Here is a 24366-nt window from a genome sequence, read left to right on the forward strand (position 1 = left end):
GGCGATGTGTTCATCTGGTCCATGCCGTTCATATAGGTGATGGACGGCGAAATGAGAACTGCAAAAAGAAAGTCCGTGAGGGCATTCCTCACGGGCGGCCGTAAAATCGGCGGTTCAGGCGGTCTTAAAAAACCGTCGCGTCAAGCCGGGCGCGTTAGCGCGCAACCGATGTCTTCGGCTCGATGCGCTTTTCCGGGACGGGGATTTTGTTGAAGACAGGCTCTACCTGTGCAGCAACCTGTTCCGCAGCCGCGATTGCGCCGGGGACGTCGACGGCGGGCTGATTGGCGGGAGCAACCGTTCCCGTGGTCACGGCATCGCTCGGTTCGGCAAACTGCTGGTCGAGAAACTGATAGGCGATCTTGGCGCCTTCACGGGCCCGGTGGCCGAGCGCCACGAAAGTCTGGGTGCCCTTGACGCAGACATCCGGCTTTTCGACGCAGATGGCGCTGATATAGCCGAAGGCTTCGGTGGCGGCCGACACGGTGTCGCCGACATCGACCTTCGGGCCTCTTTCCAGCGTCGAGGTGCTTGCCGGATCGAGAAACGGCAAAAGCACCAGCACCAGCGAAAACCAGAATGTTCCCTTGATCAGAAACCACATTGTCTTGCCCATCCTTTGGTCAGGCACTCAAACCTGCGTCCGGTCTTTGCCGGGTTCGCTCCCTTGGCCCCCTGTCTGGCACCTTGTCATCACACCTTAGGCGGGGATTCGGAACATGCGTTTGCCAAAACCGGTGGCATTTGCACCGTCTTTTCGTAAAATTTGAACTATCGGCATTTGAACGGCATTTATCGCGCATTTTAACGGTCGCCGTTAAGGTTCAAGGCGGCAAGGAACCGGCCAACGCTTGAAACGTGGGAACCGCGGCCGGGTCGTATGGCCACACAGGTTAATGCGGAGCCGAAAAGCCCCTAAAATCCGGCGCTTACACCCCATTAACCACAAAAGACAAAGCCCCGGCGATTTGTGCCGGAATGGGACTTTGAGGGCCTTTCGCGGGATTTGTCGCAGTTTCATTTATCCTTTCATTAAGCCGCCAGTGCGAAATTCGGATGTGCAAAGCGATCATCCAAAAAGACCATCTCCGGCCGTGGATGACAGCGTGCCCATAAAGGACGGAACCATGACGGGGTCCGGAAAAAGAACGAGCGTACAGGGTCAGGCGTTGAGAGTATTGCGTAACATTGCCGGCAGGATGGCGTCCCGCGTCGATGACGCGGCGCGCCTTTGGCTGCCCCGTCAGGTGGCGGGGGAGCCGGAGGCAAGCCGCGAGTTCGCTGTCGTCCGGGCAGTCGCTGCCTCGGCTCTCGTCGCGTTCCCGACGGTCCCTCTCGCCCTTTCCGCCGCTTTGCCGGTTTCGCTGGCGCTGCCGGTCGGCGCAGCCCTGGTGTGCGCCGCAGCACTGGTCGCGACTGTCGGCGGCATTGCCTATCAACGCAACCGGATGCTGGTTCAATCCATTGTCGCAGACCGGGAGACGCCGGCCGATACCGGCGCCCGCCATTATGATTGCTTTGCCGGTCTGGTGACGATCCATGATATCCGCGGGTCGGTCACGGCCGTTCATGGCCGGGATGCGGAGGCCTATCTCGCCTGGATGCGCAATCCCTACGGCCGGGGGTTTATCGAGCAGATCCACGTTTCCGATCGCATCCTCTTTCTCCAGGCCATCGACACGCTGCGCCAGGGCAATCGACAGGCGGCCATCGACATCCGGCTGGAACGCCCGAACGTCTTTGCCGGCGGCGAGCAGTTCGTCCACATGCGCTGCGAAATGACGGCGCTTGGCGAGGCTGAGGGGGAATTTGCCATTCTCGTCCAGTCGCACGACGTCTCCGAAGAGGCGCGGCTGCGCGCCGAGGTCATCTACAAGGCCGGGCTTGCCGAATCCGCCAATGATGCCAAGACCCGGTTCCTCGCGGCCGTCAGCCATGAGCTGCGCACGCCGCTCAATGCCATCCTCGGCTTTTCCGACATTCTCGCCGGCGAATATTTCGGCAAGCTCGAAAATGACCGGCAGCGCGAATATGTCTCGCTGATCAACCAGTCGGGCGCCCATCTCCTGTCTGTCGTCAACACCATGCTCGACATGAGCAAGATCGAGGCCGGCCGTTATGAGCTGATGCCGGAGCCGTTCCGGGTCGCCGATGCCGTCAATGCCTGCGAGGCGATGCTTGGCCTGCAGGCGCGCGAAAAGGGCGTGCAGCTGACGAGCCGGATCATGCGCAATGTCGGCGAGGTCAATGCCGACCAGCGCGCCATCCAGCAGATCCTGATCAACCTGGTCGGCAATGCCATCAAGTTCACCGATCGCGGCGGCCTCGTTACCATCGACGCCGAAATTTCCGGCCAAAATCTCAATCTGATCGTCAGCGATACCGGCATCGGTATCGCCGAGGACAGACTGCCGACGCTCGGTCAGCCCTTTGTGCAGATCCAGAACGACTATACCCGAAAATACGAGGGGACGGGGCTTGGCCTGTCGCTGGTCAAGGGGCTGGTGGCGCTGCATGGCGGGCAGTTCGACATCCGCAGCCGTCCGGGCGAAGGGACAGTGATCACGGTGACGATCGCGCTCGACGGCTCCGGCATTACCGGCATCGACGGGCAGGAACCTGTGGAACAGACAATGGTGGAGTTTCCGCCGCGCCTGAAGGAGCGTAGGCGGGGTAAGACGAACGGTCAGCCTGATCCGGAAGCAAGCCGGAAGGATGCCGATGGAATGAACGGGGGTGCTGGTCATGACGGCTCGCAAACGAAAACGGCCTGAGAAGAAAAAGAAGGCGCAGCGCGGCCCGGGCCTTGTCGCCGGTGGCCTTGTCAGCGGTGGCCTCTTGACCGGTCGCTTGGCGATGCGCGGTCTGACTTCCGCTGGCCGTCTGGCGTCGCGCAATCCGCGCGCCTTCGGTGGTTCGCTGGCCTTTGCCATTGCCTTCAGCTTCGTCGCCGCCAATGCCATGTGGTATCAGCCGGGCGCGCATCCGTCGCCGTTCCTGCGCACGCGCCTGCCGTTGAGCGATCCGCAGTCCGCCAAAATCGGTGCCGGGGACGACAGTCTCTCGCCGCGCAAGGTGACGACCTTCGTCATCCAGCGCGAGGACGAACAGCAGCAGACTGCCAGCATTAAACAGCCGCAACCGGAGCGGCAAGCCGTTTCAGAGGCCGCCCAGCCGCAGCCGGGCGCGACCGATGCCGCGCTGGTGGCCGGCATCCAGAAGGAACTGGCGCGCCGCGGCCTCTACGATGGTCCTGCCGACGGCAAGACCGGCCCGAAAACGTCCGCCGCGATCCTGCGCTTCGAAAAACAGGCGGGCCGTCCGGAGACGGGATCTGCAAGCGACACGCTGCTGGCGGTCTTGCAGGGGGAGGAAAACCCGCAGGGCGACGCACCGCAGGCACGGGCCAAGACGCTTGCCGCAGCCAAACCGGCGCAGCGGCCCTATGAGAACGTCAAGGGCGGCAAGGGCGAACTTGATCCGGTGGCAGCGGCGATCCGCAATGCCGAAATCGATCCGCAATATATCCCGAAAGCCGATATCCCCGCGTCCAGCGAACTGGTGATGAACATCCAGAAGGGCCTGAGCAATCTTGCCTATAGCGATGTGTCGGTCGATGGCGTGGCAGGCGAGCAGACGCGCTCGGCGATCCGCCATTTCGAAAAGCACTACCGCCTGCCCGAAACCGGCCAGCCGAGCGACAAGGTGCTGAAAAAGATGAAGGAAATCGGCGCGCTCTGAGTTTTTTAGACGCGATCCCGAGGTCGCTTCCGCTCCAGCGCAGAATGGAACGCGCCGGACGACTGCATGCGGTGCTGTCGGGCTGCAGTTTGCGCTCAAGCCCGGGCCGGTGTATCAGCCATCCATGCGCCTGAAATCCGATATCTTCGTTTCCGCCCTCGTGCGCCGGGTTTTTGGCCTTGGCGGCTATGCGGCCGTGCTGCGCAAGGGGGCAGGCGAGGCCGGCGCGATCTTCATCCGTCAACGGTCGCGCCTTGGCACCGAAACGCTGTATGCGCCGGCCCCCCAGAGTTTCTTCGATGACCCGGCGCCCGGCCGGCTGTTCGAAATCCGGCTGGACAATGGTGAGGCCGAGGCGATCGATCAGGCGATTGCCCGCGAAATCCGTTTCGATCCGGATTGCTGGGTGGTGGAGATCGAAGTGGATGCGCGCGGCGGTCTGTTCGACGTCGTGAGCGAGAAAACCAGCTAAACCCGTGAAAACTCAGCGGCCGCGGCCAAACGTCCGTTTCTGCTGGACATCGGCTGCACTGCGGGCCGGGTCCTGCCGCGCTGCCGTCTGACGCGGGTCGCTGCCACGGTCCGGCGACAGGTAGGTCTGATGCCCGGATGGGCCGACCGTATCCTTCCGGTCCGACTGCAGCCAGGCTTGGACGCGGACGCGGCAGGTCTCGCTGGTTAGCGAGGCGAGCAGCGCCTCGCCGCGCGTCGTGCCGCCGAGGCGTTCGGCAAGGTCCGGATAGAGGGCGCAGAGTATGAAACGGCTGTCATCGGCATGCATGTCGAGCGCCGTCAGCGTGGTGGCGAGCTGCTGGCCGGATATGTCGAGCAAGATCCGCTCGCCGAGCTCGGGGCTGGAGGACAGGGCAGCCGACAGACTGGCGGCGAAGAGATTGGCCTCGCCGGAACGGGCAAAACGAACGAGCAGGGCCTCGTGCAGCGGGTCCAGCGGCTCGATGACCGGCGCCGCCGGTGCGGTCTTCTGGATGACGCGCGCCAGCGACTTGAGATCGCCGCGCAATTTTTCCTCGCGCAGCAGTTTCGCCGCCGGCGTGTCCTGCGCAGGCGCCAGATCCTGCACTGCCGCATCTGGCTGGCGCTGCGGCGCCTCGTCAGCGGCCCGCGCACTGGGGAGGGCGGGCGGGGCGGAGGCTGCCATATTTACCTGTGCAAGTGCCGTCTGGCGGCGCTCGACAAGGGCATCGACCACACGAACCGAAAGATTGTCGCGGCGGGCAATCGCGGTGGCGTGCGCGGCCCCCTGGGTGCGAATGACCTGCAGCAGCGTTGCGTCGTCGATCGAGGCGGAGCGGGTGAGGAATATCGCGGCAATGGAAATCGGCGCACTGCCGATTTCAAGCGCCACCGATGCCGGTACATGCTGGCATTGGGAGAGGGCGGCGGCGGCCTGGCGGCGGGCTTCATCGCTGGAAGCGGAAAAAAGCGGGTCGAACAGTTCGGCAAATTGCTTGAGTTCGGTCCGGCGGGGATGACGCAGGCCCTCGAAACCGGTCACGGTCGCCATCAGGACCACGTCCTTCAGCCGCCCTGTCTGCGGTCTTTCCAACTCACGAAACCGGTCCGCCACGGATACACCCACTCATACGCACAACATCATTGTCCCGATTTCGGACAGAGGGGCTTTGCCATTCGTCCGAAAGGGTGTCGAAATTTCAGGCACAGGCGGAAGGGATATCGCCGAACGCCGCTGATATTCCCACTATCATCGACGCCAAGGCGCTGAAAACACTGGTTCCGACGAAGGCGATGCGGATCCTGCCGACCATGGCTGAATGATGAAGTGAGAATAGACAGACGTGGTTAACATTCCGTTTACCGGCGGGAAAAGGGGCTATTGCCCTGCACCGGCGGGCACTTCGCGCGAATTTCTCAGGGGCGCTCGGCGGAGCAATGATCTTATTCGGTTAAATCGGCTTTAGCGTGTTTGGCTATGCGAAAACGGGCGGCAGTGCCGCCCGTCGCTCAGTGCGTGACGATTCGCCTAGTAGCAGTTCGGGTCGCGGGGGCGGCAATCGCCGCCACCCTGCGGGCCGCCGCTGTTGCGATTGCGGCGTTCGATGCGCTCGCGATCCCGTTCACGCCGGTTGCTCAGCTCGTTTTCGAACTGGCGGGCATTGTCGTCGCGGCGGCGCTCGATGCGTTCCCGGTCACGGTCGCGGTCACGGTCACGCCCTGGACGTTCGATGACGATGCCATCCTCATCGTTGTAGCGCGGGCGCTCATAGGTGTTGTAATCGCGCCGTGGGCGGCGGTCCGAATTGTAGCGATCCCTGTCGCGGTCGCGCCGGTAATAATCCCGCTCTCTATAGAAGTCGCGGTTGCGATAGTGGCGGTCCCAGTAGGTGCCGAACTCGAATGTCACCAGCGGAATGCCGAGCGAGTCGTAGTAATCGGGCTCGACGTAAACGCGCCGCTGCTGGTACAGCGCCTGGACATACCGGCCAGCGACCCATCCCCGGCCGTCATAGAAGGACACGTCGCACCAGGGCACGTCGGCAAGACAGCCATGAATTTCAACTGCCGTGCCGGCGGGAATGACGGTGACGGCCGGGTACCGCGTGCTGGGGCCGGAGCGCATGTTGACATTCGCCGTCGCAAAGCCTTCCGCCGCCTGAGCGGCAACCGGCAGCAGAAAAGCCGCCGTCGTTGCGGCTATCGCGATCAGCGCCGATTTCAATGAATATTGTCGCGGTTTCGTCATCGGTGTTCCATCCCTGTCCAACTGGCCCTGTCCATCGATCCCAGTGCATCCGGCGTGCGTTGCAGTTGCAGTCGCGCGGTTCGCCGCAAACACCGTTGTTTTTGTGTCTTTTTTGAGGTGGTCGGTGTGCCCGACTTTTATGTTTCGTGCAGATAAACGCGCACGTCTCCTGCTTCGTTCCGGAGACGTGCGGCAATGGCAACGGGCGATGGGCAAGGCAATGGCGCACGATGACAAACCACCAATGAAATGGGTGGGAGGGGTCACGATCCGGCCGCAGGAATGCGGGGAACCAAATCCGGACTGAAGCGTTGAGGCAGGATTGCAAAAGGAGCCCTGACCATGGTCGAAAAGAAATTCGCAACTGTGCCAAACGACGCCGATTTAGCCGGGATCGAAGCCAGCGCGGCAAAAGCCGATCTTGAGAACCAGCTGGCTGAGCTGCGCGCCGAAATTGCCCGCCTGACCGAGTCAGTTTCGGCCATCGGCAGCAGTGCCAAGGCCGTCGCGGCGTCGGAAGTCGATGTGCTGGCGGAACGGCTGCGTGACCGCATCCGCGAAGAGCCCGTTTCGACGCTGCTGGCGATTGCCGGCGTCTCTTTCGTGTTCGGTCTGCTTGCACGGCGCTAAACGTCTTGGCCCATGGATGTTCCGCGCGGAACATCCATGGTGCGAATGCCTGGCTATATTGGGTCTTGCAAGGCGGGAACATTGTCCGGTGCCATGGTTCCGGAGACGTCAGTTTTGAGGGCCGGATCTCAATGCGTTTCGCGTCAATTGAGGTTTTGACCATTAAGGAGCTGTTAACTATCGTATGGCTCAATCTGACGGCAGGTGATGTCCATGGACCTCATCGGCATTCTCGCATGTGAAATGGCATGAAATCCGGAATTCCCGGAAGAAGGAGCAACGAGAAAGGCGCAGATGCCCAAAGCCTGACGGCAAAGGGACCGCGTCAGCCCGCAAAACGGGCAGGGTGAAATCAGTACGGTAGTTCATCCGTCTCAACCGTTTTTTTGGAGACGAGCATGGCAGACGTTATCAGACTGGAGGACCGCCTTGTGCGGGCCCCGCCGAAACCATCCATGGGTCCGATTGCCCCCAGCAATGCGGTGATCCTGTTGTTTACCGGCATCCGCTACGAGCGGCTGGACGGTCATCCCGGCGGCACGCTGGCGAAACCTGCCCCAGGGGCGAAACCGGCTTCAGGCGGGGCAAAGAAGCACTGACGTTCCTTGCTGGCACAGCGCTTTTTCAGCAGCGCTTCGGCTTCTTTTCGAACGGCATCGCCAGTCCGGTGCATTGCATCCCAATGATTTGAAGATCCCGATGATTTGAAGATTGCCCGCCGTAAAACGGCGGCTGCAATATTTCCCTGAAAACGACTGCCGGCCTGAAAACTACCGCCGGAAGGGTTCGCAGCTGGATTCGGCCAGGAAGTTGCGCACGGTTTCTTCATAGCTGTCCGTCGGCGCCAGGGCGCGCAGGACGGCGTAGCCTTCCTCATCCGGCATTTCCACCATGATCGACTGAGCGAGACTTGCAGGCGGCGTCTTTCTCAGATCAACGAGCTGGATCGGCGTGGCCATGACCAGATCGAGATTGCCGTTGACCGCCGTATGGTCGTTCATGCTGAAAATCTCGTTGGAATTGGCATCGTAGATGACCAGCGACCAGAACGGTATGGCGCCCTTGGCGACGAAGCGGGCCGGTCCGGCATCGACCGAAAAACCGCAGACGGCAACCCGCAGGAACGGATCGTCATTGGCAAGCCCCGTCGGACCGGGCTCGCCGGTGAGCGGAAAGAAGCTGTCCATCTCGTAGAGGCCGAGCACCCGGCTATAGGCATCCTTGCCGGTAAATTGCGGCAAGGCCAGAATGATGACGATGTGCAAGAGGGCTGCCCCGACGAGCCCGACGAGGATTGCGAAAAGCGCGCTACGCATCCGGGCACCCCGTCTTGACGATCGTCGGCATGGCCAGATCGATGACACCGGAAGAACCGGCCGTCGGGGTATCGAGCAGGGTCAGCACCAGCTTGAAGGCGCCGACGCGGCGCGTTGCCAGCCAGTTGTCCGGCTGGGCGACCGGCGAGACATGGATGACGAAGGAACTGTCGGGCCGGCGCAGCACCGTCCAGGCATTGGTTGCCGCCGGCAGCTCCGGGCCGGTCTTCATCGGCTGGTCGTTGGCAGTGGTCGCATACAGCGTCCAGAAGCGGGCGGGCGGCGTGATGCCGGCGATATCGTAGGTACAGCCGGAGGACAGCTTTTCGCCGGCGCTGTCGATGGCGGCGGTAAATTGCAGGCCTTCCGCACCGCCATAGAGCAGCTTGCCGGCGCGCGCCCGGTGCGCCTTGGCATAGGGATCGGTATTTTCCGTTTGCGCCTCGGGAAAGGCTACCCACGGACCAAGCGCAATCGCCCCGAAGCCGACCGTGGCTTTCAGGGCAGACACGCTCGAGACGATACCGACGCCGAAGGCGACGGCGAGGGCAAGGGCGACGAGGAGGGGGATGCGGAACAAAGCGGGCTACCGGTGATTTGCGGGAATGTGCGGGGAATGATGCTGAAGGTCAGAGGTTGCGTACCCTCCTCTATCCCTCCGGGACATCTCCCCCACAAGGGGGGAGATCGCCATAAACTTCATTGGCCACCTTACGGATGAGGCACGAATCTCCCGGCCAATCTCCCCCCTCGTGGGGGAGATGTCCCGGAGGGACAGAGGGGGGGCGGCTAGGCGGGAGAGCGGCCATCGCCATCGTTATGGATAGACAGCCATCACCGCCTCGCATCCCGGCCTCCCTTGACGATATTGCCGGTCGGTTGCGGGTCGATTTCGGCGACCTTGCCGGGGACTTCCGCCGGGGCCTTCAACGGCGGGGCGGTGTTGAACTTTTCGCCGATCGATTTCAGCAGGCGGGTGACCTCCGAGGAAAGCGAGCGGGGACGCACGAGCGGCGGCAGGGCGTTTTCGTCTGCGGGTTTGGCGGCGGCGGTCTCGGCCGCCTTTTTCTTCTCATCCGGCCCCGGCAGCGGGTTTTCGATACCGGGGATGGCGCGGTGTTCGATGCCCTGTTCGGCATAGTCCATCAGCCGCTTGAAGGTCATCGCCGGCAGCGAGCCGCCTGTCATGTTGTTGGTCGAGGTATAGTCGTCGTTTCCGAACCAGACGGCGGTCGTATAATCGCCGGTAAAACCGATGAACCAGGCGTCGCGATAGGCCTGGGTGGTGCCGGTCTTGCCGCCCACGACGATGCCGTTGTCGAGCGCTGCCTTGCGGGCGGTGCCGATGATCGGGATCTGGGTGAGCATGTAGTTCATCTTGGCATTGGCCTGTTCGCTGACGACGCGCGTGGCCGCAGGTTCATCGCGGTTGAAGTCGTAGAGGATATCGCCGTCATAATTGAGGATCTGGCTGATGCCGTGGCGGCGCGATTGCAGGCCGCCGGCCGGAAAGACCGCATAGGCCGTCGCCTGGTCGAGAACGGTCACCTCGGAGGTGCCGAGCGGCATGGTCTTGTCGGTACGGATAGGGGTTTCGACACCCATCTTCTTTGCGGTTGCGGCGATGACCTCGGTGCCGAGTTCATCCTTGGCAAGGCGCACTGGGACGGTGTTGATCGACTTGGCAATGGCGGTCAACAGCGTGACCCGGCCGGAATAACTGCGGCCGTAATTCTGCGGCGACCAGCCGCGCCAGGTGACAGGCGCATCGCTGATGGTGGACTCCGGCTTGAAGCCTTTTTCCATCGCGGCGGTATAGGTATAGACCTTGAAGGAAGAGCCCGGCTGGCGCAAAGCCTTGGTGGCGCGATTGAACTGGCTTTCGCCATAGTCGCGGCCTCCGACCATGGCGCGCACGGGGCCGCCGTTCTCGATCATCACCATGGCGCCCTGCTTGACCTTGTAGCTCTCGCCGTACTGCCGCAGACTCGATTCAACGGATTCCTCCGCCGCCTGCTGCAGGCCCATATCGATGGTGGTACGGACCACCAGCGAGTGCTGGGCGAAGGGTGTGGCGATGCGGCGCGTCTCGTCGAAAGCCCAATCGAGGAAGAAGTCGGGGGCGCTGACCTGGGCGCGGTCGATGACCGTTGCCGGGTTGAGCCGCGCGGCGATCACCTGGCCTTCGGTCATCAGCCCGCCCTGGACGAGATTGGTCAAAACCTCGTTGGCGCGGGCGCGGGCGGCCGGCAGGTTGACATGCGGCGCATAGCGGGCAGGGGCCTTGAACAGGCCGGCCAGCATGGCGCTTTCGGCCAGATTGATATCGGTGATGTTCTTGCCGAAATAGAACTGCGAGGCCGCTGCCGCCCCGAACGTGCCGCCGCCCATATAGGCGCGGTCGAGATAGAGGCGCAGGATTTCCTTTTTCGACAGGTTGCATTCGAGCCAGACGGCGAGGAAGGCCTCCTTGATCTTGCGCTCGATGGTGCGCTCGTTCGACAGGAACAGGTTCTTCGCCAGCTGCTGGGTCAGCGTCGAGCCGCCCTGCACGACACCGCCGGCCCGGGCGTTTTCCGTCATGGCGCGGGACAGGCCGAGGAAATCGATGCCGTAGTGATCGAAGAAGCGGCGGTCCTCGGTGGCCAGAACCGCCTTGATCAGCGTGTCCGGCAGTTCGTCGATCGGCACGGAATCCTCGTGGATGATGCCGCGATGGCCGATCTCGTTGCCGTAGCGATCAAGGAAAGYGACGGCGAAATCGCCCTGCGCCCGCCAGTTTCCCTTGGTTTCCTCAAAGGCGGGAAGGGCGAGCGCCAGCATCAGCACCGAACCGGCGGTGCCCCAGGTCATGCATTCGCCGAGCACTTCGAACAGCGCCTTTTTCCAGCCGCGCACGGAAAAGCGGCGGGAGAAGATGGTGATGTCCTCCCACCAGACGCCGAGCCGGAAACCGGCATTCCAGACGGTCGAATCGATCCACGAATCGATACGCAGCAGGATATGGCGCTTCCTTGGACGGCCGTCGTCGGGAACGCTGTTTTCCTGGTTCGGGCTGTCGTCTTGGCTTGGATCCTGCAACGCGGTCGCATCCTGATGGCTTCAAGTCCCTGGCAATCTTTGCATGGGCCGGGTTTCTATTCTACGTCGATATCGGTAATGAGCCTTAAAAAATCCGCCAATTTTTTGTAAAATTGCCGGTAAAAATCCAACGGATGAAAGAAATGCGCATGGGCGAACAGCCCTTCTGGAAGACGAAATCGCTGGCAGAAATGACGAATGCCGAGTGGGAAAGCCTCTGCGACGGCTGCGGGCTCTGTTGTCTCAACAAGCTGGAGGACTGGGATACGGGCGAGATCGCCTGGACCAGTGTCGGCTGCACGCTGCTTGATGGCGAGAGCTGCCGGTGCAAGGACTATCCCAACCGGCAGGCGACGGTGCCGGACTGTATCCAGCTGACGCCGGAAGAGGTGGAGACGCTGAGCTGGCTGCCGCCGACCTGCGGCTACCGGCTGGTGCGCGACGGGCTCGACCTCTACTGGTGGCATCCGCTGATATCGGGCGACCCGGAAACCGTGCATCAGGCGGGCATTTCGGTGCGCGGCCGCACCGTGTCCGAGGACGATATCGATGTCGAGGATCTGGAGGACTATCTGGTGACCTGGCCGCTGACGGTGGGCGAGCGCGGCGAGCGCTAGAGCCTATTCCGGTTGATGCGCCGCTTTCAAAAGACTTTTGGGTGCGACGTTGCGCCAGGCGGTTTCCATCACATGGCCGATAATGTCTTCTTCGGCATCGGCGAAATAGATGGAGGTCCACCCCTTGGCGCCCCAGCCGCCGGGAACCGCCGCGCAGACGCCGGGTTCGGTCTCGAGAAAGAGCTTCTGCTGGTCGGGCGTGAACTTGACGACGGCACGTCCGGCTTCCGGCAGGGACATGAAAATACGGTTGCCGACGCGAAAGTCGCGTTTGCCGAAATGGGCGCTTTCAACAGCACCTGGCAGGCTCATGGCCCACTTTTCCAGGTCCTCGGTTCTCATCGGGAAAGTGTAACACGCATACCGGAATGCGCAAATTTACGAAAATAATCCTAATAGGAAAATAATCCTTGACTGCGTGACGGTGGTTTGATAGGGTTATGGCATAGTCGGAAAAGTGGGTGAGGCGGCAGGGTTCGAGGGTTCACCCCACCCCGGAGCGTCGCTCCGACCCTCTCCTTCAAGGGGAAGGTGGACAGTCGGCACTTGGCTCCATCGCCGCCACGCTGTGGCTTTCAAGGACATTGTGATGACGTTTGATCTGGATTTCGATCCGGCGCTGTTTGGCCCGTGGCCGAAAGCGCCGGTCTATGACGGGAGCCAAGAGGCGGATGCAGCCCTTGAGGATGCCGCCCGCCGGGTGATCCTCGAGACCAAGGCCAAGGCCGTGTCGCCGCTCGACGACCTGCAGGACATGCTGAACGGCATGACCCGGGAATTGCGCGAGCAGATGGCGCAGTTCCAGCGGCTGCGGCAAATCGCCGACGGCAAGGCCGAGGCGGCGGGCGAGGACATCGACCGCAAGCTGATCCAGGCCGACGCCAAGGCGAGCATCGAGGCGATGTCGGTGATCGTGCGGACGCTGGAAAAGATCGACAGCCTGCAAAGGACGATTGCCCATGACCGGCAGGTGATGGCCGAGCAGGACTTCGACGAGGCGGGATTTGAAAAGCTTCAAGCGGAATTCGAAGCCCGAATTGAAAGCCGAGCGCAGGATATCGCCCGTGAGCGTGAACAAGAGCGAGCGAGGGAAGCGGCAGGCAAAGGCGCTGAAGCAGAGTGTTCGTCTGCCGAGCGCGCCATCGGTGACGCCAAATCCAGTGGACCGTCGTGAGCGAAGCCGCGCCAAGACGTTGACCGAAAAGATGGGCGGGATCGAAACCTTTCGCGATACGGAAATGGGTTGGGTACTCGATGCCCACAGTCAGACCGAACGCTTGTTGAAACGGGTGGAGGCTAGTCTGAGGGATAATCGGGCGTCTGCCTCTGCCGGTGAGGGGCGTGAAGAAAGCGGCGACGATGCGGCATCTGTTTGCGAAAGTCGCAAGCCTGCGCGCCGCTCAGTGGGCGATCAGAAGGAGCAAACCACAGGATCGGCCGGTGGCGCCGAAGAGCCCTTCTCAATCGGTGAGCTTTCTCATCGCGATGTAGACCCGCCGGCTTGCAATGCGCAAACGGCTCGAGCGTTCACGAAGAATGATGCTTTACAACTTCATCGTCTGCTTGGCACCTGGACCAATACTTGCCGCTCCGAACAGCAACCACCCAAGGGCGACTGGCGGGTTTGGCTTTTGATGGGCGGGCGCGGGTCGGGCAAGACGCGGGCGGGGGCCGAATGGGTGCAGGAGCTGGCGGCCGGCAAGGCGGCGCGGCCGGGCTTGCGGATCGCGCTGGTGGCCGAGACGCTCGGCGATGCGCGCGAGGTAATGATCGACGGCGTTTCCGGCATTTGCCGGATTGCGCGAAACAACCGGCCGGATTTCGAGGCATCGCGGCGCCGGCTGGTCTGGCCGAACGGCACGGTGGCGCAGATATTTTCCTCGGAGGATCCCGAAAGCCTGCGCGGGCCGCAATTCGACTATGCCTGGTGCGACGAGCTCGGCAAATGGAAGCACGGGCAGGAGACCTGGGACATGCTGCAGTTTGCACTGCGGCTCGGCGATGATCCGCGCGCGCTGGTGACGACGACGCCACGGCCGGTACCGGTGCTGAAGACGCTGATCGCCGATCCGGGCACCGTGACCTGCCGGATCAGGACCGGCGACAATGCGGCAAACCTGGCGCCGGGATTTCTCGCAGCCATGGCCGGACGCTATGGCGGCACGCGGCTGGGACGGCAGGAACTCGACGGCGAGATGATCGAGGATCGTGAGGATGCGCTCTGGTCGCGCACCCGCATCGAGGCGATGAAACTGCGCGAGACCGGGCCGCTTGGCCGTATCGTCGTGGCGGTCGATCCGCCCTCCGGCATGGGACGGGAATCTTGTTGCGGCATCATCGTGGCGGGGCTCGACCGGACCGGACGCGCCGTCGTCATGGCCGACTGTTCGGTCGAAGGGGCAAGTCCGGCCGGATGGGCAGGTGCGGTGGTCCGCGCCTACAGGCGTTTCGACGCCGACCGGATCGTTGCGGAGGTCAACCAGGGCGGCGACATGGTTTCGGCCGTGCTGCGCGGCATCGACGCGCACCTGCCGGTGACGGCGGTCAGGGCATTGCGCGGAAAATGGCTGCGGGCGGAGCCGGTGGCCGCACTCTACGAACAGGGCCGGGTCATTCATGCCGGATCGTTTCCGGCGCTGGAAGACCAGATGTGCGACTTCGGGCCGGATGGCCTGTCGTCCGGCCGTTCACCGGACCGGCTGGATGCGCTGGTCTGGGCGCTGACGGCACTGATGCTGGATGGCGGCGGCGAGCCGCGGGTCAGGGGGATTTGAGGGCGCGAGTGTCAAGGGGAGAGCTGCAGCGCCTGGCAGATCACCCAACCCCGGAGCTTTGCTCCGACCCTCCCCCTCAAGGGGAGGGTATCTACGGGAAAATCGCGGACTGCTTGCAGTCGAAAGAGGGACAGGCGATCAGCGCTTGTCGTCTTCGGTGGCGGGGGATTTTTGCGTCGAGGAGGCGTTTGCCCGCATCTGCTGCCAGGCGTTTTCGAACCGGTCGAGGATATGCTGCGGTACCGTCGAGCGGGTGGTGTCGGCCTGTATCTTGCTCTGAGCGTTCATTCGATCCTCCTCCTCAAGGCAATATCATATTGCTGGATTTCAGATTTCATATCTCAAAGCCAAAGTAAATCAGGGCATTAAATAGTTTAAACGATTTAAATTGGTTAAATCGATTTAGAGTCACGACTTTTTTCAGGTTTAGATCGGAAGTGGAGCCGAATGATGCTTGCGCGAAAAACCTTCTTCGATGCGGTGCGTCTTTCCCTGTTCGACGGTGTCCTGAAAAAGCCGCAGGTCGCGGGGCTGAGCGCGATTCTCGGTCGTGGCGGCGGTGAGACCGATGACCGTTGGCTCGCCTATATGCTGGCGACCGCGCATCACGAGACCGGCCGCACGATGCAGCCGGTGCGCGAAACCTTTGCCGCAAGCGACGCGCAGGCGATTGCCCTTCTCGACAGCGCCTTTGAACACGGCCGGCTGCCCTCGGTTTCGGTGCCCTACTGGCGGCGGGACGCGGAGGGGAAGACCTGGCTGGGGCGCGGTTTGGTGCAGCTGACGCACAGGACCAATTACGAAAAGATGACGCTTCTGACGGGGATCGACCTGATTTCCGATCCGGGACGGGCGATGGAGCTGACGGTTGCCACCGACATTCTGTTCATCGGCATGGAGACCGGCGCCTTCACCGGCAAGCGGCTCGGGCAGTATTTCTCGGCAACAAAAGAGGACTGGACCGGCGCCCGGCGCATTATCAACGGCCGCGACAGGGCGGAACGGGTGGCAGGCTACGGCAGGCGGTATCTTTCAGCGATCCGGCTGGCGCAGGCGGCGTAGTACCAAGTCTCGATCATCGGGACTTGGTATAGGCGGCGCCCGCATTCACTCCGGTTTCAGCCCGTGCTCACTGCATAATTCCTTAAATCGGAATCGACGACGCGCGGCGCTGTAGGCGGCATTCAAGGATAGTGACATCATGAAAAATCCATTCCGTCTGCCATGGCGCCGCCCGGTGGAGAGCGTGCGCGAAACCAAGGCCGCGTCCGGCTTCATTGCGATTGCGCAGGAGGGGCGGGCCCACTGGACCGGGCGCTCCTATTCGGCCCTTTCCCGCGAGGGGTTCATGCGCAATCCGGTGGCGCACCGGGCGGTGCGTCTGATTTCCGAAGCGGCAGCAAGCGTGCCGCTTCTCCTTTACGAGGGAACGCAGGAACAGACCGAGCATCCGGTGCTGGCGCTGTTGGCGCGGCCGAACGGGCGGATGGGCGGACATGATTTCCTCGAGACGCTGTATGGCCATCTGCTGCTCTCCGGCAATGCCTATGTCGATGCGGCCGAGATCGGCGGGGCGGTGCGCGAACTGCACCTGCTGAGGCCAGATCGGGTGCGCATTCTCGAGGGGCGCGACGGCTGGCCGGAGGCCTATGAATATCGGGTCGGCACTCTGGTGCGGCGAATTCCGGCCGATGAAGACGGGCTCCTGCATCTCAGGCTGTTTCATCCGCTCGACGATCATCTCGGCTTTCCGCCACTGGCGGCCGCACAGATGGCGCTCGATCTCTCCAATGCGGCGGCGACCTGGAACAAGGCGCTGCTCGACAATTCGGCCCGGCCTTCCGGCGCTCTGGTCTACCAGCCGAAGGAGGGGGGCAATCTTTCGGCCGACCAGTACGACCGGCTGAAGAGCGAGCTGGACGAGGGCTATTCCGGCCCGATCCGTGCCGGGCGGCCGCTGCTGCTCGAAGGCGGGCTCGACTGGAAGGCGATGGGGCTTTCGCCGAAGGACATGGATTTCGTCGAGGCGAAGAACGGGGCGGCGCGCGACATTGCGCTGGCCTTCGGCGTCCCGCCGATGCTGCTCGGCATCCCCGGCGACAACACCTATGCCAACTATCAGGAGGCCAACCGGGCGCTCTACCGGCTCACCGTTCTGCCGATGATTTTCCGCACGGCCGCGGCGCTGTCGGGGTGGCTGTCCGGACGGTCGGGCGAGATTTTGAAGCTGGTGCCGGACCTCGACCAGGTAACCGGACTGACGGGTGAACGGAGCGAAATCTGGGCCCGGATGAAGGATTGCGATTTCCTCACCGACGAGGAGAAGCGGCAGGCCGTCGGGTATTGAGGGCCAGGGATGGAAAGCCTCGTATTGAGCAATGGGGATGTTGCTGATATTTTGTTATACGCCGTATAACAAATGGAGGCGATGATGGCCAAACCAGTTCTCTCCGATCCGATCGCGCTGCGTCTGCCGGTCGATGTGCTCGCCGATATCGAGACGATCGCCGCAGCAAGCGAGCGCACCCGCAGCTGGGTGATGGTTCGGGCGATGCGGTATTATCTTGCCACGGAAGGCAAGGATATTCTTGAGATCGAACGCGCCCGGGAAGGCATGCGCCAAGGCAAGTTTCAAGATATGGATACCTTGCTGGACGAACTGGATGCCTTAAACAAGGATGATGCCGCTTGAAGAAGCTGCGCATTTCCGATGATGCCTCGGCTTACTTGAGAGCCGAGCGCGCCTATCTTGCCCGGTTCGACAAGCGGGCGGCATCGGCAATGATCCTGCAGCTTCGGCAGGCGATGGAGATGCTGCGGAGATTTCCGCTGGCGGGGAAAGCTTTGGACGTGCCGCCAGGGGTGCGCCGGTTTTTGGTGCCGCCCTATGTCATAGACTACGAAGTGGTGGACGGGATTCTGGGCGTGCTTGTCGTGCGCCACGCCCGGCAGCACGACCCGGACATTGCCACCGACCTGGGCGATGGTTTCGAAGATATCTGATTGTTTTCAGATATTTGAAATGACGACCGGATTCTGTTTGCCGGCTTGCTGCCCCGGCACTTGAGGTCGCGGGTTCAGTTTCTCAACGCCACACCGCAACCGATTCAAAAGATTCAGCGAAATTCCCGGTTGACGCTAAGTCACGCTGCGCATCACCCTGCGGCAGTTGGCTGCCGCAGGGTGATGGTGATGCAATTCCAATAATAGCATCAAGGACTTAACAAATGGCTGATTTTGGCAATGACCCGGGCCTTTGGGCTGCCAAGGGTATCGGCGCTGCGGCCGGGGCTGCGGTGTCGCTGATCTACATGCTGCCGAAGGGCAAACGCGAGGCTGCCTCGCGCTTTTTTACAGGGCTTTCCTGCGGGCTGATTTTCGGCGGGCCGGCGGGGCTGTGGATCGTCACCAAGCTCGGTGTCGCCGGCAGTCTTTCAGGCGCGGAGGTGATGCTGACGGGCTCGGCGGCCGCCAGTCTTTCGGCCTGGTGGGTGCTGGGTGCTGTGGTGCGCATGGCGGAACGCTATGGGCGGGGCAATGGCAGTGGTGAGTAGGCAGTAGTGAGTAGTGAGTAGCGAATAGCGAATAGCGAATAGGTGGTCAGCGGCCGGTTTGACGATTTTCTACTGACTACTCACTACTCACTACGGCCTATTGGCTAACCCCTCAAAACGTGGAGAGACCCATGACGACCGACAGGCTGCCTGTCTGGCGAACGCAGAAGTTTGCCAATCTGACGCTTTCCGGGGTGACCGGGGAGGGACGGTTTTCCGGTTATGCCAGCATCTTCGGCGAGGTCGATCTCGGCAAGGATGCGATTGCGCCGGGGGCTTTTCAGCGGTCGCTGGCGCGGCGGGGTGCTGCCGGCGTGCGCATGCTGTTCCAGCACGATCCCGGCGAGCCGTTGGGCACGTGGAAGACCATTCGCGAGGATGCGCGCGGGCTCTATGTCGAGGGGCTTCTGTCACCGGGCGTGGCCCGGGCGCAAGAAGTGCACCAGCTGATGAAGGCCGGTGCGCTCGACGGGCTGTCGATCGGCTTCCAGACCGTCAAGGCCCGGACCGACGGCAAGTCCGGCGTGCGCCGCATCCTCGAAGCGGATCTCTGGGAAATCTCGATCGTCACCTTCCCGATGCTGCCATCGGCCAGGGTTTCGGACGTCAAGAATGCGCGGTTCTTCCGCGACAAGGAAACGGAGCTCGTGCGCACGATGCGGCGGGCGGCCCGGATGATGAAGCTCTCTGACAGAAGGACAGGCCAATGAACGAGACGAGCAACATGGCGCCGCACAGCAAGGTCGCCCCTGAAATCAAGACGGCACCGGAGACGATGACGGCGGCGTTTGAGGATTTCATGGGGGCTTTCGAGGCATTCAAGGAAACCAACGACCGGCGGCTGGGCGAACTGGAAAGCAAGCTGACCGCCGATGTGGTGACCCGCGACAAGATGGACCGTATCTCGCGCACCATGGACGAGCAGAAGCGGGTCATCGACCAGTTGGCGCTGAAGAAGGCGCGGCCGGCGCTGGGCCGCAGCGGCGAAACCAGCCTGGAGGCAATGGAGCACAAGACGGCGTTCGAAAGCTATATCCGCCGGGGCGACGAGCAGGCGCTGCGCGAGCTGGAGGCCAAGGCATTTTCGATCGGCTCTTCGAGCGACGGCGGTTATCTCGTTCCCAACGAGACGGACACCGAGATTGGCCGCAGGCTTTCGGTGGTCTCGCCGATCCGGGCGATGGCGACGGTGCGGCAGGTGTCGGGGTCGGTGCTGAAGAAGCCGTTTGCGCTCTCCGGCATGGCGACGGGCTGGGTGGCGGAGACGGCGGCACGGCCGCAGACGGCGACGCCGCAGCTGGCCGAACTGTCCTTTCCGACCATGGAACTCTACGCCATGCCGGCGGCCACGGCGGCACTGCTCGACGATGCGGCCGTCGATATCGAAAACTGGATTGCTTCCGAAGTGGATATCGCTTTTGGCGAGCAGGAAGGCACGGCCTTCGTCTCCGGCGACGGCACCAACAAGCCGAAAGGCTTTTTGAGCTATACCAATGTGGCCGACGCAAGCTGGAGCTGGGGCAATATCGGCTATATCGCGACCGGTGCCGCCGGTGCCTTCAAGGCCAGCGGCCCGTCCGATACGCTGATCGACACGATCTATGCGTTGAAGGCCGGGCACCGGCAGAACGCCGCCTTCGTGATGAACCGCAAGACTCAGGCCGAGATCCGCAAGTTCAAGGACGCCGACGGCAACTACCTCTGGCGTCCGCCGGCGGTGGCCGGCCAGCAGGCCTCGCTGATGGGCTTTTCGATCACTGAAGCCGAGGACATGCCGGATATCGGCGCGGGCAGCACTTCGATCGCCTTCGGCAATTTCGCCGCCGGTTATCTGGTCGTCGATCGCACCGGTGTGCGCGTGCTGCGCGATCCCTATTCCGCCAAACCCTATGTGCTGTTCTATACGACCAAACGGGTCGGTGGCGGGGTGCAAAATTTTGAGGCTATCAAGCTTGTCAAATTCGCGGCATCCTGAACAAGCGTAAGGCTATCCTTTCTGAAAGGGTAGCGGCCATTCGCGCCGCGGTCTTCCCYGCCGCAGTGCGCGAGGGTGGACGCAGCTCCCCTCCCGCTGCGTCCACCCATACTATCGCCCACCGCCACATCGCGACGGAGACATCCATGACCATCACCGAACTGGCGCCGCCGCTCGGCGAGCCGCTGACGCTTGCCGAGACGAAGGTGCATCTGCGCGTCGAAACCAGTGCCGACGACGCGCTGCTGACGGCGCTGATTGCCACCGTGCGCGACTATATGGAACGGGAAACCGGGCTGGCGCTTCTGACGCGAACATTCCGGCTCTATCTCGACCGCTGGCCGGTATCGCGGGTGATTCCGATTGGCAAAGGGCCGGTGCAAACGATTGAAGCGGTTACGGTTTACGATGCGGCCGGTGCGCCGGTTTCTGTGGATACCTCCGGTTTCACACTGGACGGGCAGACCCGGCCGGCACGGCTGATCCTGCCCTCGCAACCGGAGCCGGGACTGGCGATCAACGGTATCGAGATCGATTTTTCGGCCGGTTTCGGGGCAAGCGGCACGGATGTGCCTGATATCCTGATACGGGCGATGCTGTTGCATGCGGCACTGCTCTATGAATTTCGTGGTGCGGTTCCACCGGACAGCCAGCCGGCCGCAGTCCCACTCGGATATGACCGGTTGATCGCCCCTTTTTGCCGGCGGAGGCTTTGACAATGCGGCCCCTCATGTTCGACCCCGGCCAGATGCCGGCGCGGCTTGACCTGGAAATGCGCGATGACACGGGCGATGGTCAGGGCGGCATCGTGCCGGGTTTTGCGCCGGTCACATCGCTGTGGGCGCGGATCGAGCCGGTCTCGGCCACCGAGGATGAGAGGGCGGACGGGAACGTGTTCACCGTGACGCATCGCATCTGGATACGGTTTCGCCAGGATGTGCAGGCGGGTATGCGGTTTCGCAAGGGGAGCCGGACTTTCACGGTTCGCGCCTGTTTCGATCCGGACGAGGCGCGGCGATATCTGGTTTGCCGTTGCACGGAGGATGGCCGATGAGCGCTGCCGGAGCCTTGCAGAAGGCCGTTTTCCTGACACTTGCCGGTGATGCTGCATTGGCGGCGCTGGTTGGGCCGGACGGGGTTCACGATCATCTGAAGACACAATCACGCAGGCCGTGCGTTTTCATCGCCGGGATCGACAGCCGGGATGCATCGACGGCGAGCGAAGCGGGGGAAGAGCATCTTGTCATGCTTGACGTGCGCAGCGGCGAAGGGGGAAACCGGGCGGCGGAAGAGATCGTCGCGCGGGTAAGGGCCTTGCTGGATGACGCGCCTCTTGTCCTGGAGGGGTTTGCGCTGGTCAGCATTTTCCACAGGCGCACGAAAATTGGCCGTGACGCCAAGGCCAAGGGGCATGTGGCGGAAATGGTGTTTCGGGCGGTGACGGAGTGAAGGATCGCTCATTCGGAATGGGAATTCACCGGCGCCCCCTGTGGGCGCTTTCTTCGTTTCTGGAAGGATGAAAACATGGTTGCCCAAAAGGGGAAGGATCTTCTTTTGAAGATCGACAATGGCGGCTCTTATCTGACGGTGGCGGGGCTGCGTTCGAAGCGGCTGGCCTTCAACGCCGAAACGGTCGATGCGACGGATGCGGAATCGGCGGGGCGGTGGCGGGAGCTTCTGGGCGGGGCGGGCGTGCAGCGGGCCTCGGTTTCCGGCGCCGGCATCTTCAAGGATCAGAGCTCGGATGCGCTGGTACGGACGACCTTTTTCAACGGGACGATCCTCAACTGGCAGATCGTCATTCCGGATTTCGGCACGCTGACCGGACCGTTCCAGGTGACGGCGCTGGAATATTCCGGCCAGTACAATGGCGAGATTTTGTTTGAAACGGCGCTGGAATCGGCCGGCGCCCTGACCTTCGCGGCGTTGTGACGATGGCGGGGGACACGGGGATAGCGGGGCGGGCGAACCGGCATCGCGGCGAGGTGGAGGCCGTGATCGGCGGCGAGCGGCGTATTCTCTGCCTGACGCTCGGCAGCCTTGCCGAGCTGGAGACGGCGTTTGCGGCCGACAATCTGATGGAGCTTGCAGCCCGATTTTCAGCCGGGCGGCTGAAGGCTAAGGACATGATAAAAATCCTCAGCGCGGGCCTGCGCGGCGGCGGCAATCTGGTGTCGGACGAGGATGTCGCCGTCATGAGCGTCGATGGCGGCATTGCCGGCCTGGCGCGGCTGACCAGCGAACTGCTGGCGGCGACCTTCGGCAGCGCGGAGGACGGCGCAAACCCTTGAGAGCCGCAGCGGGCAACGATTTGCCGCCGCCATTTCCCTGGGGGGCGGTGATGCATGCCGGGCTTTGCCTGCTGCGGCTTCCAGCAGCGGATTTCTGGTCAATGACGCCGCGCGAGATGCAGGCGGCACTGGGGGGATTGCGGCCTTTGGCTGCGGTTCCGGATCGTTCAGGGCTGGAGACGCTGATGGCAGCGTTTCCGGATTGAGAAGCGTTGATGCCGAGGCGGAATTTTCAGGAGACCACACCAGGAGACCAGAATGGAAAACGACGGGATCGGGTTTTCGGTAGCGGCCGATGACGCGGATGCGCTGAAGGATGTGCTCGACGATCTGGAGCGGCGCTCGCGCGCGTTCGGCTCGGCGCTGACCGGGGCTTTGGCCGCGGCGACGCGCGGCGGCAAGGGACTTGAGGATGTGCTGCGCGGTGCCGGATTGCGGCTGACGGAGATTGCGCTTTCGGCGGGGGTAAAGCCGCTGGAGGGGTTGCTCGGTTCGGCGATATCGGGGCTTGCCGGCAGTCTTGGCGGGGCGGCCGCTTTTGCCGATGGCGGCGTGCCGGGCAGGGTGACGCCGTTTGCCGCCGGCGGTGTCGTTTCGAGGCCTACCTATTTTCCGATGGATGGCCAGATGGGGCTGATGGGCGAGGCGGGATCGGAGGCGATCTTGCCGCTGAAGCGCGGCGCCGATGGTTCGCTCGGCGTGGCGTCCTCCGGTGGCGGCGGCGCGATGAATGTCGTCTTCAATGTGACGGCATCCGATGCGCAGGGTTTTCGAAAATCCGAGGGGCAGATTGCAGCGATGCTGACGCGCACTGTGGGGCGTGGGCGGCGGGGGCTTTGAGGGGGGCGATGCTCTTTCGTCGCCATGCCTATCACCCTGAGATCATGTGGGCGTGCGAACGAAGGGGCGTTTAACTCAGCCAGGGAGACAGAGCCGCAAGCAAAAGCAGAACGCATGCAGCCCATTGAATATATTGGACGGTCTTGAGGCGCCGAGTGAATGCTCCGTGATATGCAACATTAACCCCCGCTACAAGGCTCACTATCGCCAGCGGCATGCCGAACATCATGTAGGCCATTTCTGGATAGGTTTCATCTGGACGTCCCATTGCCTGCCAAGCAAGCGGAGTGACCGCGAGAACTGCCATCACCAGAACGCATACCACACCAGAGAACAGCCCAACGTAACGCGCCAACTACAAACTCCCGGTCGATGAGACGAGACTACCAGCGTCTCTAAAGATGCAAATCTACGTCAAGTTCTCCTTGTATGGGGAAATTTATACGGCCGAAAGAAGTTGTCCAGCATGACGTGTTGGCAGAGTTAACCTGCCCGGCACACCAAGTAATTGTGATTGCGATTGTAGATTCGTTCGGGCATCGCGCCTTACTTCCATAGTCCAAAACCAAGCCATTCCCTTCTGTTATCCTCCAGGCCCTCGTCCTCCGTATCTTCTTCGTCGTCAGGCCATGGATCGGTTGGATCGTCCGGCTCGGGCTCTCTCCGATGCGGTGGAACGGGAATGAACGGTTCGTTGCCGGGATTAACTGGAAGCGTCATGGCGAATCCTCCTGTTTCGGAAGATTCAACGCAAATCCGTTTGGCAGGTTCCCCGGCTCGACCGAGATTTTTTGATCCCAAATTGCTTATCACGCAGAAAAGATC

General features: G+C 62.3%; 33 protein-coding genes. 23 read left to right on the forward strand and 10 right to left on the reverse strand.

All coding sequences use genetic code 11. From position 1 onward, the window contains the following. Positions 1-154 precede the first annotated feature (154 nt). A complete protein-coding gene (locus tag AC1D17_RS09890; RefSeq protein ID WP_477565227.1) occupies positions 155-604 on the reverse strand; it encodes a DUF5330 domain-containing protein in 450 nt (149 codons plus the stop codon). Positions 605-1199: 595 nt separating this feature from the next. Between AC1D17_RS09890 and AC1D17_RS09895 the strand changes: the two genes are divergently transcribed. The 3 genes from AC1D17_RS09895 (at position 1200) to AC1D17_RS09905 (ending at position 4213) form a co-directional block, all read left to right on the forward strand. Continuing rightward, positions 1200-2774, forward strand: a complete 1575-nt coding sequence (locus AC1D17_RS09895) for a sensor histidine kinase (RefSeq protein ID WP_477565266.1) — start codon at positions 1200-1202, stop codon at positions 2772-2774. Further along, on the forward strand, positions 2746-3741 hold the full coding sequence (locus AC1D17_RS09900; protein WP_477565228.1) for a peptidoglycan-binding domain-containing protein: 996 nt from the start codon (positions 2746-2748) through the stop codon (positions 3739-3741). The genes AC1D17_RS09895 and AC1D17_RS09900 overlap by 29 nt, the downstream gene beginning before the upstream one ends. Before the next feature lie 124 nt (positions 3742-3865). Next, positions 3866-4213, forward strand: a complete 348-nt coding sequence (locus AC1D17_RS09905) for a DUF1491 family protein (protein ID WP_477565229.1) — start codon at positions 3866-3868, stop codon at positions 4211-4213. Positions 4214-4225: 12 nt separating this feature from the next. Here the strand turns inward: AC1D17_RS09905 and AC1D17_RS09910 are convergent, their stop codons facing one another. Next, entirely contained in the window at positions 4226-5266 is a 1041-nt protein-coding gene (locus AC1D17_RS09910; protein ID WP_477565230.1) for a DUF2336 domain-containing protein, read from the reverse strand. Between the two features lie 137 nt (positions 5267-5403). Between AC1D17_RS09910 and AC1D17_RS09915 the strand changes: the two genes are divergently transcribed. Then, positions 5404-5538, forward strand: coding sequence for a hypothetical protein (locus tag AC1D17_RS09915; RefSeq protein ID WP_477565231.1), 135 nt, complete (start codon positions 5404-5406; stop codon positions 5536-5538). A gap of 205 nt (positions 5539-5743) precedes the next feature. On the opposite strand, the gene AC1D17_RS09920 is transcribed toward AC1D17_RS09915, so the two are convergent. After that, on the reverse strand, positions 5744-6439 hold the full coding sequence (locus AC1D17_RS09920; protein WP_477565267.1) for an SH3 domain-containing protein: 696 nt from the start codon (positions 6437-6439) through the stop codon (positions 5744-5746). A gap of 366 nt (positions 6440-6805) precedes the next feature. On the opposite strand from AC1D17_RS09920, the gene AC1D17_RS09925 reads away from it, so the two are divergent. After that, a complete protein-coding gene (locus tag AC1D17_RS09925; protein ID WP_477565232.1) occupies positions 6806-7093 on the forward strand; it encodes a hypothetical protein in 288 nt (95 codons plus the stop codon). A gap of 398 nt (positions 7094-7491) precedes the next feature. Continuing rightward, positions 7492-7692 (forward strand): hypothetical protein, encoded by a 201-nt coding sequence (locus AC1D17_RS09930; protein WP_477565233.1) that lies wholly within the window; start codon positions 7492-7494, stop codon positions 7690-7692. A gap of 171 nt (positions 7693-7863) precedes the next feature. Here AC1D17_RS09930 and AC1D17_RS09935 read toward each other — a convergent pair whose 3' ends face one another. From AC1D17_RS09935 to AC1D17_RS09945, 3 genes are all read right to left on the reverse strand, one after another. Beyond that, positions 7864-8409, reverse strand: a complete 546-nt coding sequence (locus tag AC1D17_RS09935; protein WP_477565234.1) for a DUF1254 domain-containing protein — start codon at positions 8407-8409, stop codon at positions 7864-7866. After that, positions 8402-8989, reverse strand: a complete 588-nt coding sequence (locus AC1D17_RS09940) for a DUF1214 domain-containing protein (protein ID WP_477565235.1) — start codon at positions 8987-8989, stop codon at positions 8402-8404. The genes AC1D17_RS09935 and AC1D17_RS09940 overlap by 8 nt, the downstream gene beginning before the upstream one ends. Before the next feature lie 254 nt (positions 8990-9243). After that, positions 9244-11490 (reverse strand): transglycosylase domain-containing protein, encoded by a 2247-nt coding sequence (locus AC1D17_RS09945; RefSeq protein WP_477565236.1) that lies wholly within the window; start codon positions 11488-11490, stop codon positions 9244-9246. A gap of 149 nt (positions 11491-11639) precedes the next feature. Between AC1D17_RS09945 and AC1D17_RS09950 the strand changes: the two genes are divergently transcribed. Beyond that, positions 11640-12107, forward strand: a complete 468-nt coding sequence (locus AC1D17_RS09950) for a YcgN family cysteine cluster protein (RefSeq protein ID WP_477565237.1) — start codon at positions 11640-11642, stop codon at positions 12105-12107. 3 nt (positions 12108-12110) lie between these two features. Here the strand turns inward: AC1D17_RS09950 and AC1D17_RS09955 are convergent, their stop codons facing one another. Beyond that, positions 12111-12449 carry an MmcQ/YjbR family DNA-binding protein gene (locus tag AC1D17_RS09955; RefSeq protein WP_477565238.1) on the reverse strand — a complete coding sequence of 113 codons (339 nt, stop codon included), beginning with the start codon at positions 12447-12449 and terminating at the stop codon, positions 12111-12113. A gap of 247 nt (positions 12450-12696) precedes the next feature. Here AC1D17_RS09955 and AC1D17_RS09960 point away from each other — a divergent pair, with 247 nt between their 5' ends. Together AC1D17_RS09960 and AC1D17_RS09965 are read left to right on the forward strand one after the other, a co-directional pair. Then, positions 12697-13281, forward strand: coding sequence for a hypothetical protein (locus AC1D17_RS09960; RefSeq protein WP_477565239.1), 585 nt, complete (start codon positions 12697-12699; stop codon positions 13279-13281). A 385-nt stretch (positions 13282-13666) separates the two neighbouring features. Next, on the forward strand, positions 13667-14881 hold the full coding sequence (locus tag AC1D17_RS09965; protein ID WP_477565268.1) for a DNA-packaging protein: 1215 nt from the start codon (positions 13667-13669) through the stop codon (positions 14879-14881). Positions 14882-15019: 138 nt separating this feature from the next. Here the strand turns inward: AC1D17_RS09965 and AC1D17_RS09970 are convergent, their stop codons facing one another. Beyond that, positions 15020-15169 (reverse strand): hypothetical protein, encoded by a 150-nt coding sequence (locus tag AC1D17_RS09970; RefSeq protein WP_477565240.1) that lies wholly within the window; start codon positions 15167-15169, stop codon positions 15020-15022. 159 nt (positions 15170-15328) lie between these two features. On the opposite strand from AC1D17_RS09970, the gene AC1D17_RS09975 reads away from it, so the two are divergent. The 14 genes from AC1D17_RS09975 to AC1D17_RS10040 all read left to right on the forward strand — a co-directional run bounded on the left by AC1D17_RS09975 (position 15329) and on the right by AC1D17_RS10040 (position 23541). Beyond that, entirely contained in the window at positions 15329-15943 is a 615-nt protein-coding gene (locus AC1D17_RS09975; protein ID WP_477565241.1) for a hypothetical protein, read from the forward strand. A 139-nt stretch (positions 15944-16082) separates the two neighbouring features. Beyond that, positions 16083-17228, forward strand: coding sequence for a phage portal protein (locus tag AC1D17_RS09980; RefSeq protein ID WP_477565242.1), 1146 nt, complete (start codon positions 16083-16085; stop codon positions 17226-17228). 84 nt (positions 17229-17312) lie between these two features. Further along, the gene (locus AC1D17_RS09985; protein WP_477565243.1) at positions 17313-17573 is read left to right on the forward strand and encodes a CopG family ribbon-helix-helix protein; all 261 of its coding nucleotides are present in this window, start codon (positions 17313-17315) and stop codon (positions 17571-17573) included. Then, complete coding sequence (locus tag AC1D17_RS09990; protein ID WP_477565244.1) at positions 17570-17884, forward strand: type II toxin-antitoxin system RelE/ParE family toxin; 315 nt, start codon at positions 17570-17572, stop codon at positions 17882-17884. The genes AC1D17_RS09985 and AC1D17_RS09990 overlap by 4 nt, the downstream gene beginning before the upstream one ends. 224 nt (positions 17885-18108) lie before the next feature. Next, the gene (locus AC1D17_RS09995; RefSeq protein WP_477565245.1) at positions 18109-18435 is read left to right on the forward strand and encodes a DUF6107 family protein; all 327 of its coding nucleotides are present in this window, start codon (positions 18109-18111) and stop codon (positions 18433-18435) included. A 131-nt stretch (positions 18436-18566) separates the two neighbouring features. Continuing rightward, positions 18567-19145: an HK97 family phage prohead protease gene (locus AC1D17_RS10000; protein ID WP_477565246.1), complete on the forward strand. Its 579-nt coding sequence runs from the start codon at positions 18567-18569 to the stop codon at positions 19143-19145. Then, complete coding sequence (locus AC1D17_RS10005) at positions 19142-20410, forward strand: phage major capsid protein (protein WP_477565247.1); 1269 nt, start codon at positions 19142-19144, stop codon at positions 20408-20410. Before AC1D17_RS10000 ends, AC1D17_RS10005 begins: the two co-directional genes overlap by 4 nt. Positions 20411-20556: 146 nt before the next feature. After that, positions 20557-21126: a head-tail connector protein gene (locus AC1D17_RS10010; protein WP_477565248.1), complete on the forward strand. Its 570-nt coding sequence runs from the start codon at positions 20557-20559 to the stop codon at positions 21124-21126. 2 nt (positions 21127-21128) lie between these two features. Further along, positions 21129-21464, forward strand: a complete 336-nt coding sequence (locus tag AC1D17_RS10015; RefSeq protein ID WP_477565249.1) for a phage head closure protein — start codon at positions 21129-21131, stop codon at positions 21462-21464. Then, the gene (locus AC1D17_RS10020; RefSeq protein WP_477565250.1) at positions 21461-21859 is read left to right on the forward strand and encodes a DUF3168 domain-containing protein; all 399 of its coding nucleotides are present in this window, start codon (positions 21461-21463) and stop codon (positions 21857-21859) included. Before AC1D17_RS10015 ends, AC1D17_RS10020 begins: the two co-directional genes overlap by 4 nt. Positions 21860-21934: 75 nt before the next feature. Further along, positions 21935-22342 carry a phage major tail protein, TP901-1 family gene (locus tag AC1D17_RS10025; protein ID WP_477565251.1) on the forward strand — a complete coding sequence of 136 codons (408 nt, stop codon included), beginning with the start codon at positions 21935-21937 and terminating at the stop codon, positions 22340-22342. A gap of 2 nt (positions 22343-22344) precedes the next feature. Further along, positions 22345-22701 (forward strand): gene transfer agent family protein, encoded by a 357-nt coding sequence (locus AC1D17_RS10030; protein WP_477565252.1) that lies wholly within the window; start codon positions 22345-22347, stop codon positions 22699-22701. Next, positions 22698-22907, forward strand: a complete 210-nt coding sequence (locus AC1D17_RS10035) for a rcc01693 family protein (RefSeq protein ID WP_477565253.1) — start codon at positions 22698-22700, stop codon at positions 22905-22907. Before AC1D17_RS10030 ends, AC1D17_RS10035 begins: the two co-directional genes overlap by 4 nt. A 52-nt stretch (positions 22908-22959) precedes the next feature. After that, a complete protein-coding gene (locus AC1D17_RS10040) occupies positions 22960-23541 on the forward strand; it encodes a phage tail tape measure protein (RefSeq protein ID WP_477565254.1) in 582 nt (193 codons plus the stop codon). A 70-nt stretch (positions 23542-23611) separates the two neighbouring features. Here the strand turns inward: AC1D17_RS10040 and AC1D17_RS10045 are convergent, their stop codons facing one another. Beyond that, entirely contained in the window at positions 23612-23896 is a 285-nt protein-coding gene (locus AC1D17_RS10045) for a hypothetical protein (RefSeq protein ID WP_477565255.1), read from the reverse strand. Between the two features lie 191 nt (positions 23897-24087). Further along, on the reverse strand, positions 24088-24366 hold a 279-nt coding region (locus tag AC1D17_RS10050; protein ID WP_477565256.1), incomplete at its 5' end, for a hypothetical protein.

The organism is Pararhizobium sp. P1_E7 (assembly GCF_056405855.1).

Bases quoted from the DNA above. Each gene is read 5' to 3' on its own strand.
- AC1D17_RS09890 (WP_477565227.1), bottom strand. From the start codon at position 604: ATGTGGTTTCTGATCAAGGGAACATTCTGGTTTTCGCTGGTGCTGGTG.
- AC1D17_RS09895 (WP_477565266.1), top strand. From the start codon at position 1,200: ATGGCGTCCCGCGTCGATGACGCGGCGCGCCTTTGGCTGCCCCGTCAG.
- AC1D17_RS09900 (WP_477565228.1), top strand. From the start codon at position 2,746: ATGACGGCTCGCAAACGAAAACGGCCTGAGAAGAAAAAGAAGGCGCAG.
- AC1D17_RS09905 (WP_477565229.1), top strand. From the start codon at position 3,866: ATGCGCCTGAAATCCGATATCTTCGTTTCCGCCCTCGTGCGCCGGGTT.
- AC1D17_RS09910 (WP_477565230.1), bottom strand. From the start codon at position 5,266: ATGGCGACCGTGACCGGTTTCGAGGGCCTGCGTCATCCCCGCCGGACC.
- AC1D17_RS09925 (WP_477565232.1), top strand. From the start codon at position 6,806: ATGGTCGAAAAGAAATTCGCAACTGTGCCAAACGACGCCGATTTAGCC.
- AC1D17_RS09930 (WP_477565233.1), top strand. From the start codon at position 7,492: ATGGCAGACGTTATCAGACTGGAGGACCGCCTTGTGCGGGCCCCGCCG.
- AC1D17_RS09935 (WP_477565234.1), bottom strand. From the start codon at position 8,409: ATGCGTAGCGCGCTTTTCGCAATCCTCGTCGGGCTCGTCGGGGCAGCC.
- AC1D17_RS09950 (WP_477565237.1), top strand. From the start codon at position 11,640: ATGGGCGAACAGCCCTTCTGGAAGACGAAATCGCTGGCAGAAATGACG.
- AC1D17_RS09955 (WP_477565238.1), bottom strand. From the start codon at position 12,449: ATGAGAACCGAGGACCTGGAAAAGTGGGCCATGAGCCTGCCAGGTGCT.
- AC1D17_RS09960 (WP_477565239.1), top strand. From the start codon at position 12,697: ATGACGTTTGATCTGGATTTCGATCCGGCGCTGTTTGGCCCGTGGCCG.
- AC1D17_RS09970 (WP_477565240.1), bottom strand. From the start codon at position 15,169: ATGAACGCTCAGAGCAAGATACAGGCCGACACCACCCGCTCGACGGTA.
- AC1D17_RS09975 (WP_477565241.1), top strand. From the start codon at position 15,329: ATGATGCTTGCGCGAAAAACCTTCTTCGATGCGGTGCGTCTTTCCCTG.
- AC1D17_RS09980 (WP_477565242.1), top strand. From the start codon at position 16,083: ATGAAAAATCCATTCCGTCTGCCATGGCGCCGCCCGGTGGAGAGCGTG.
- AC1D17_RS09985 (WP_477565243.1), top strand. From the start codon at position 17,313: ATGGCCAAACCAGTTCTCTCCGATCCGATCGCGCTGCGTCTGCCGGTC.
- AC1D17_RS09995 (WP_477565245.1), top strand. From the start codon at position 18,109: ATGGCTGATTTTGGCAATGACCCGGGCCTTTGGGCTGCCAAGGGTATC.
- AC1D17_RS10000 (WP_477565246.1), top strand. From the start codon at position 18,567: ATGACGACCGACAGGCTGCCTGTCTGGCGAACGCAGAAGTTTGCCAAT.
- AC1D17_RS10005 (WP_477565247.1), top strand. From the start codon at position 19,142: ATGAACGAGACGAGCAACATGGCGCCGCACAGCAAGGTCGCCCCTGAA.
- AC1D17_RS10010 (WP_477565248.1), top strand. From the start codon at position 20,557: ATGACCATCACCGAACTGGCGCCGCCGCTCGGCGAGCCGCTGACGCTT.
- AC1D17_RS10015 (WP_477565249.1), top strand. From the start codon at position 21,129: ATGCGGCCCCTCATGTTCGACCCCGGCCAGATGCCGGCGCGGCTTGAC.
- AC1D17_RS10020 (WP_477565250.1), top strand. From the start codon at position 21,461: ATGAGCGCTGCCGGAGCCTTGCAGAAGGCCGTTTTCCTGACACTTGCC.
- AC1D17_RS10025 (WP_477565251.1), top strand. From the start codon at position 21,935: ATGGTTGCCCAAAAGGGGAAGGATCTTCTTTTGAAGATCGACAATGGC.
- AC1D17_RS10030 (WP_477565252.1), top strand. From the start codon at position 22,345: ATGGCGGGGGACACGGGGATAGCGGGGCGGGCGAACCGGCATCGCGGC.
- AC1D17_RS10040 (WP_477565254.1), top strand. From the start codon at position 22,960: ATGGAAAACGACGGGATCGGGTTTTCGGTAGCGGCCGATGACGCGGAT.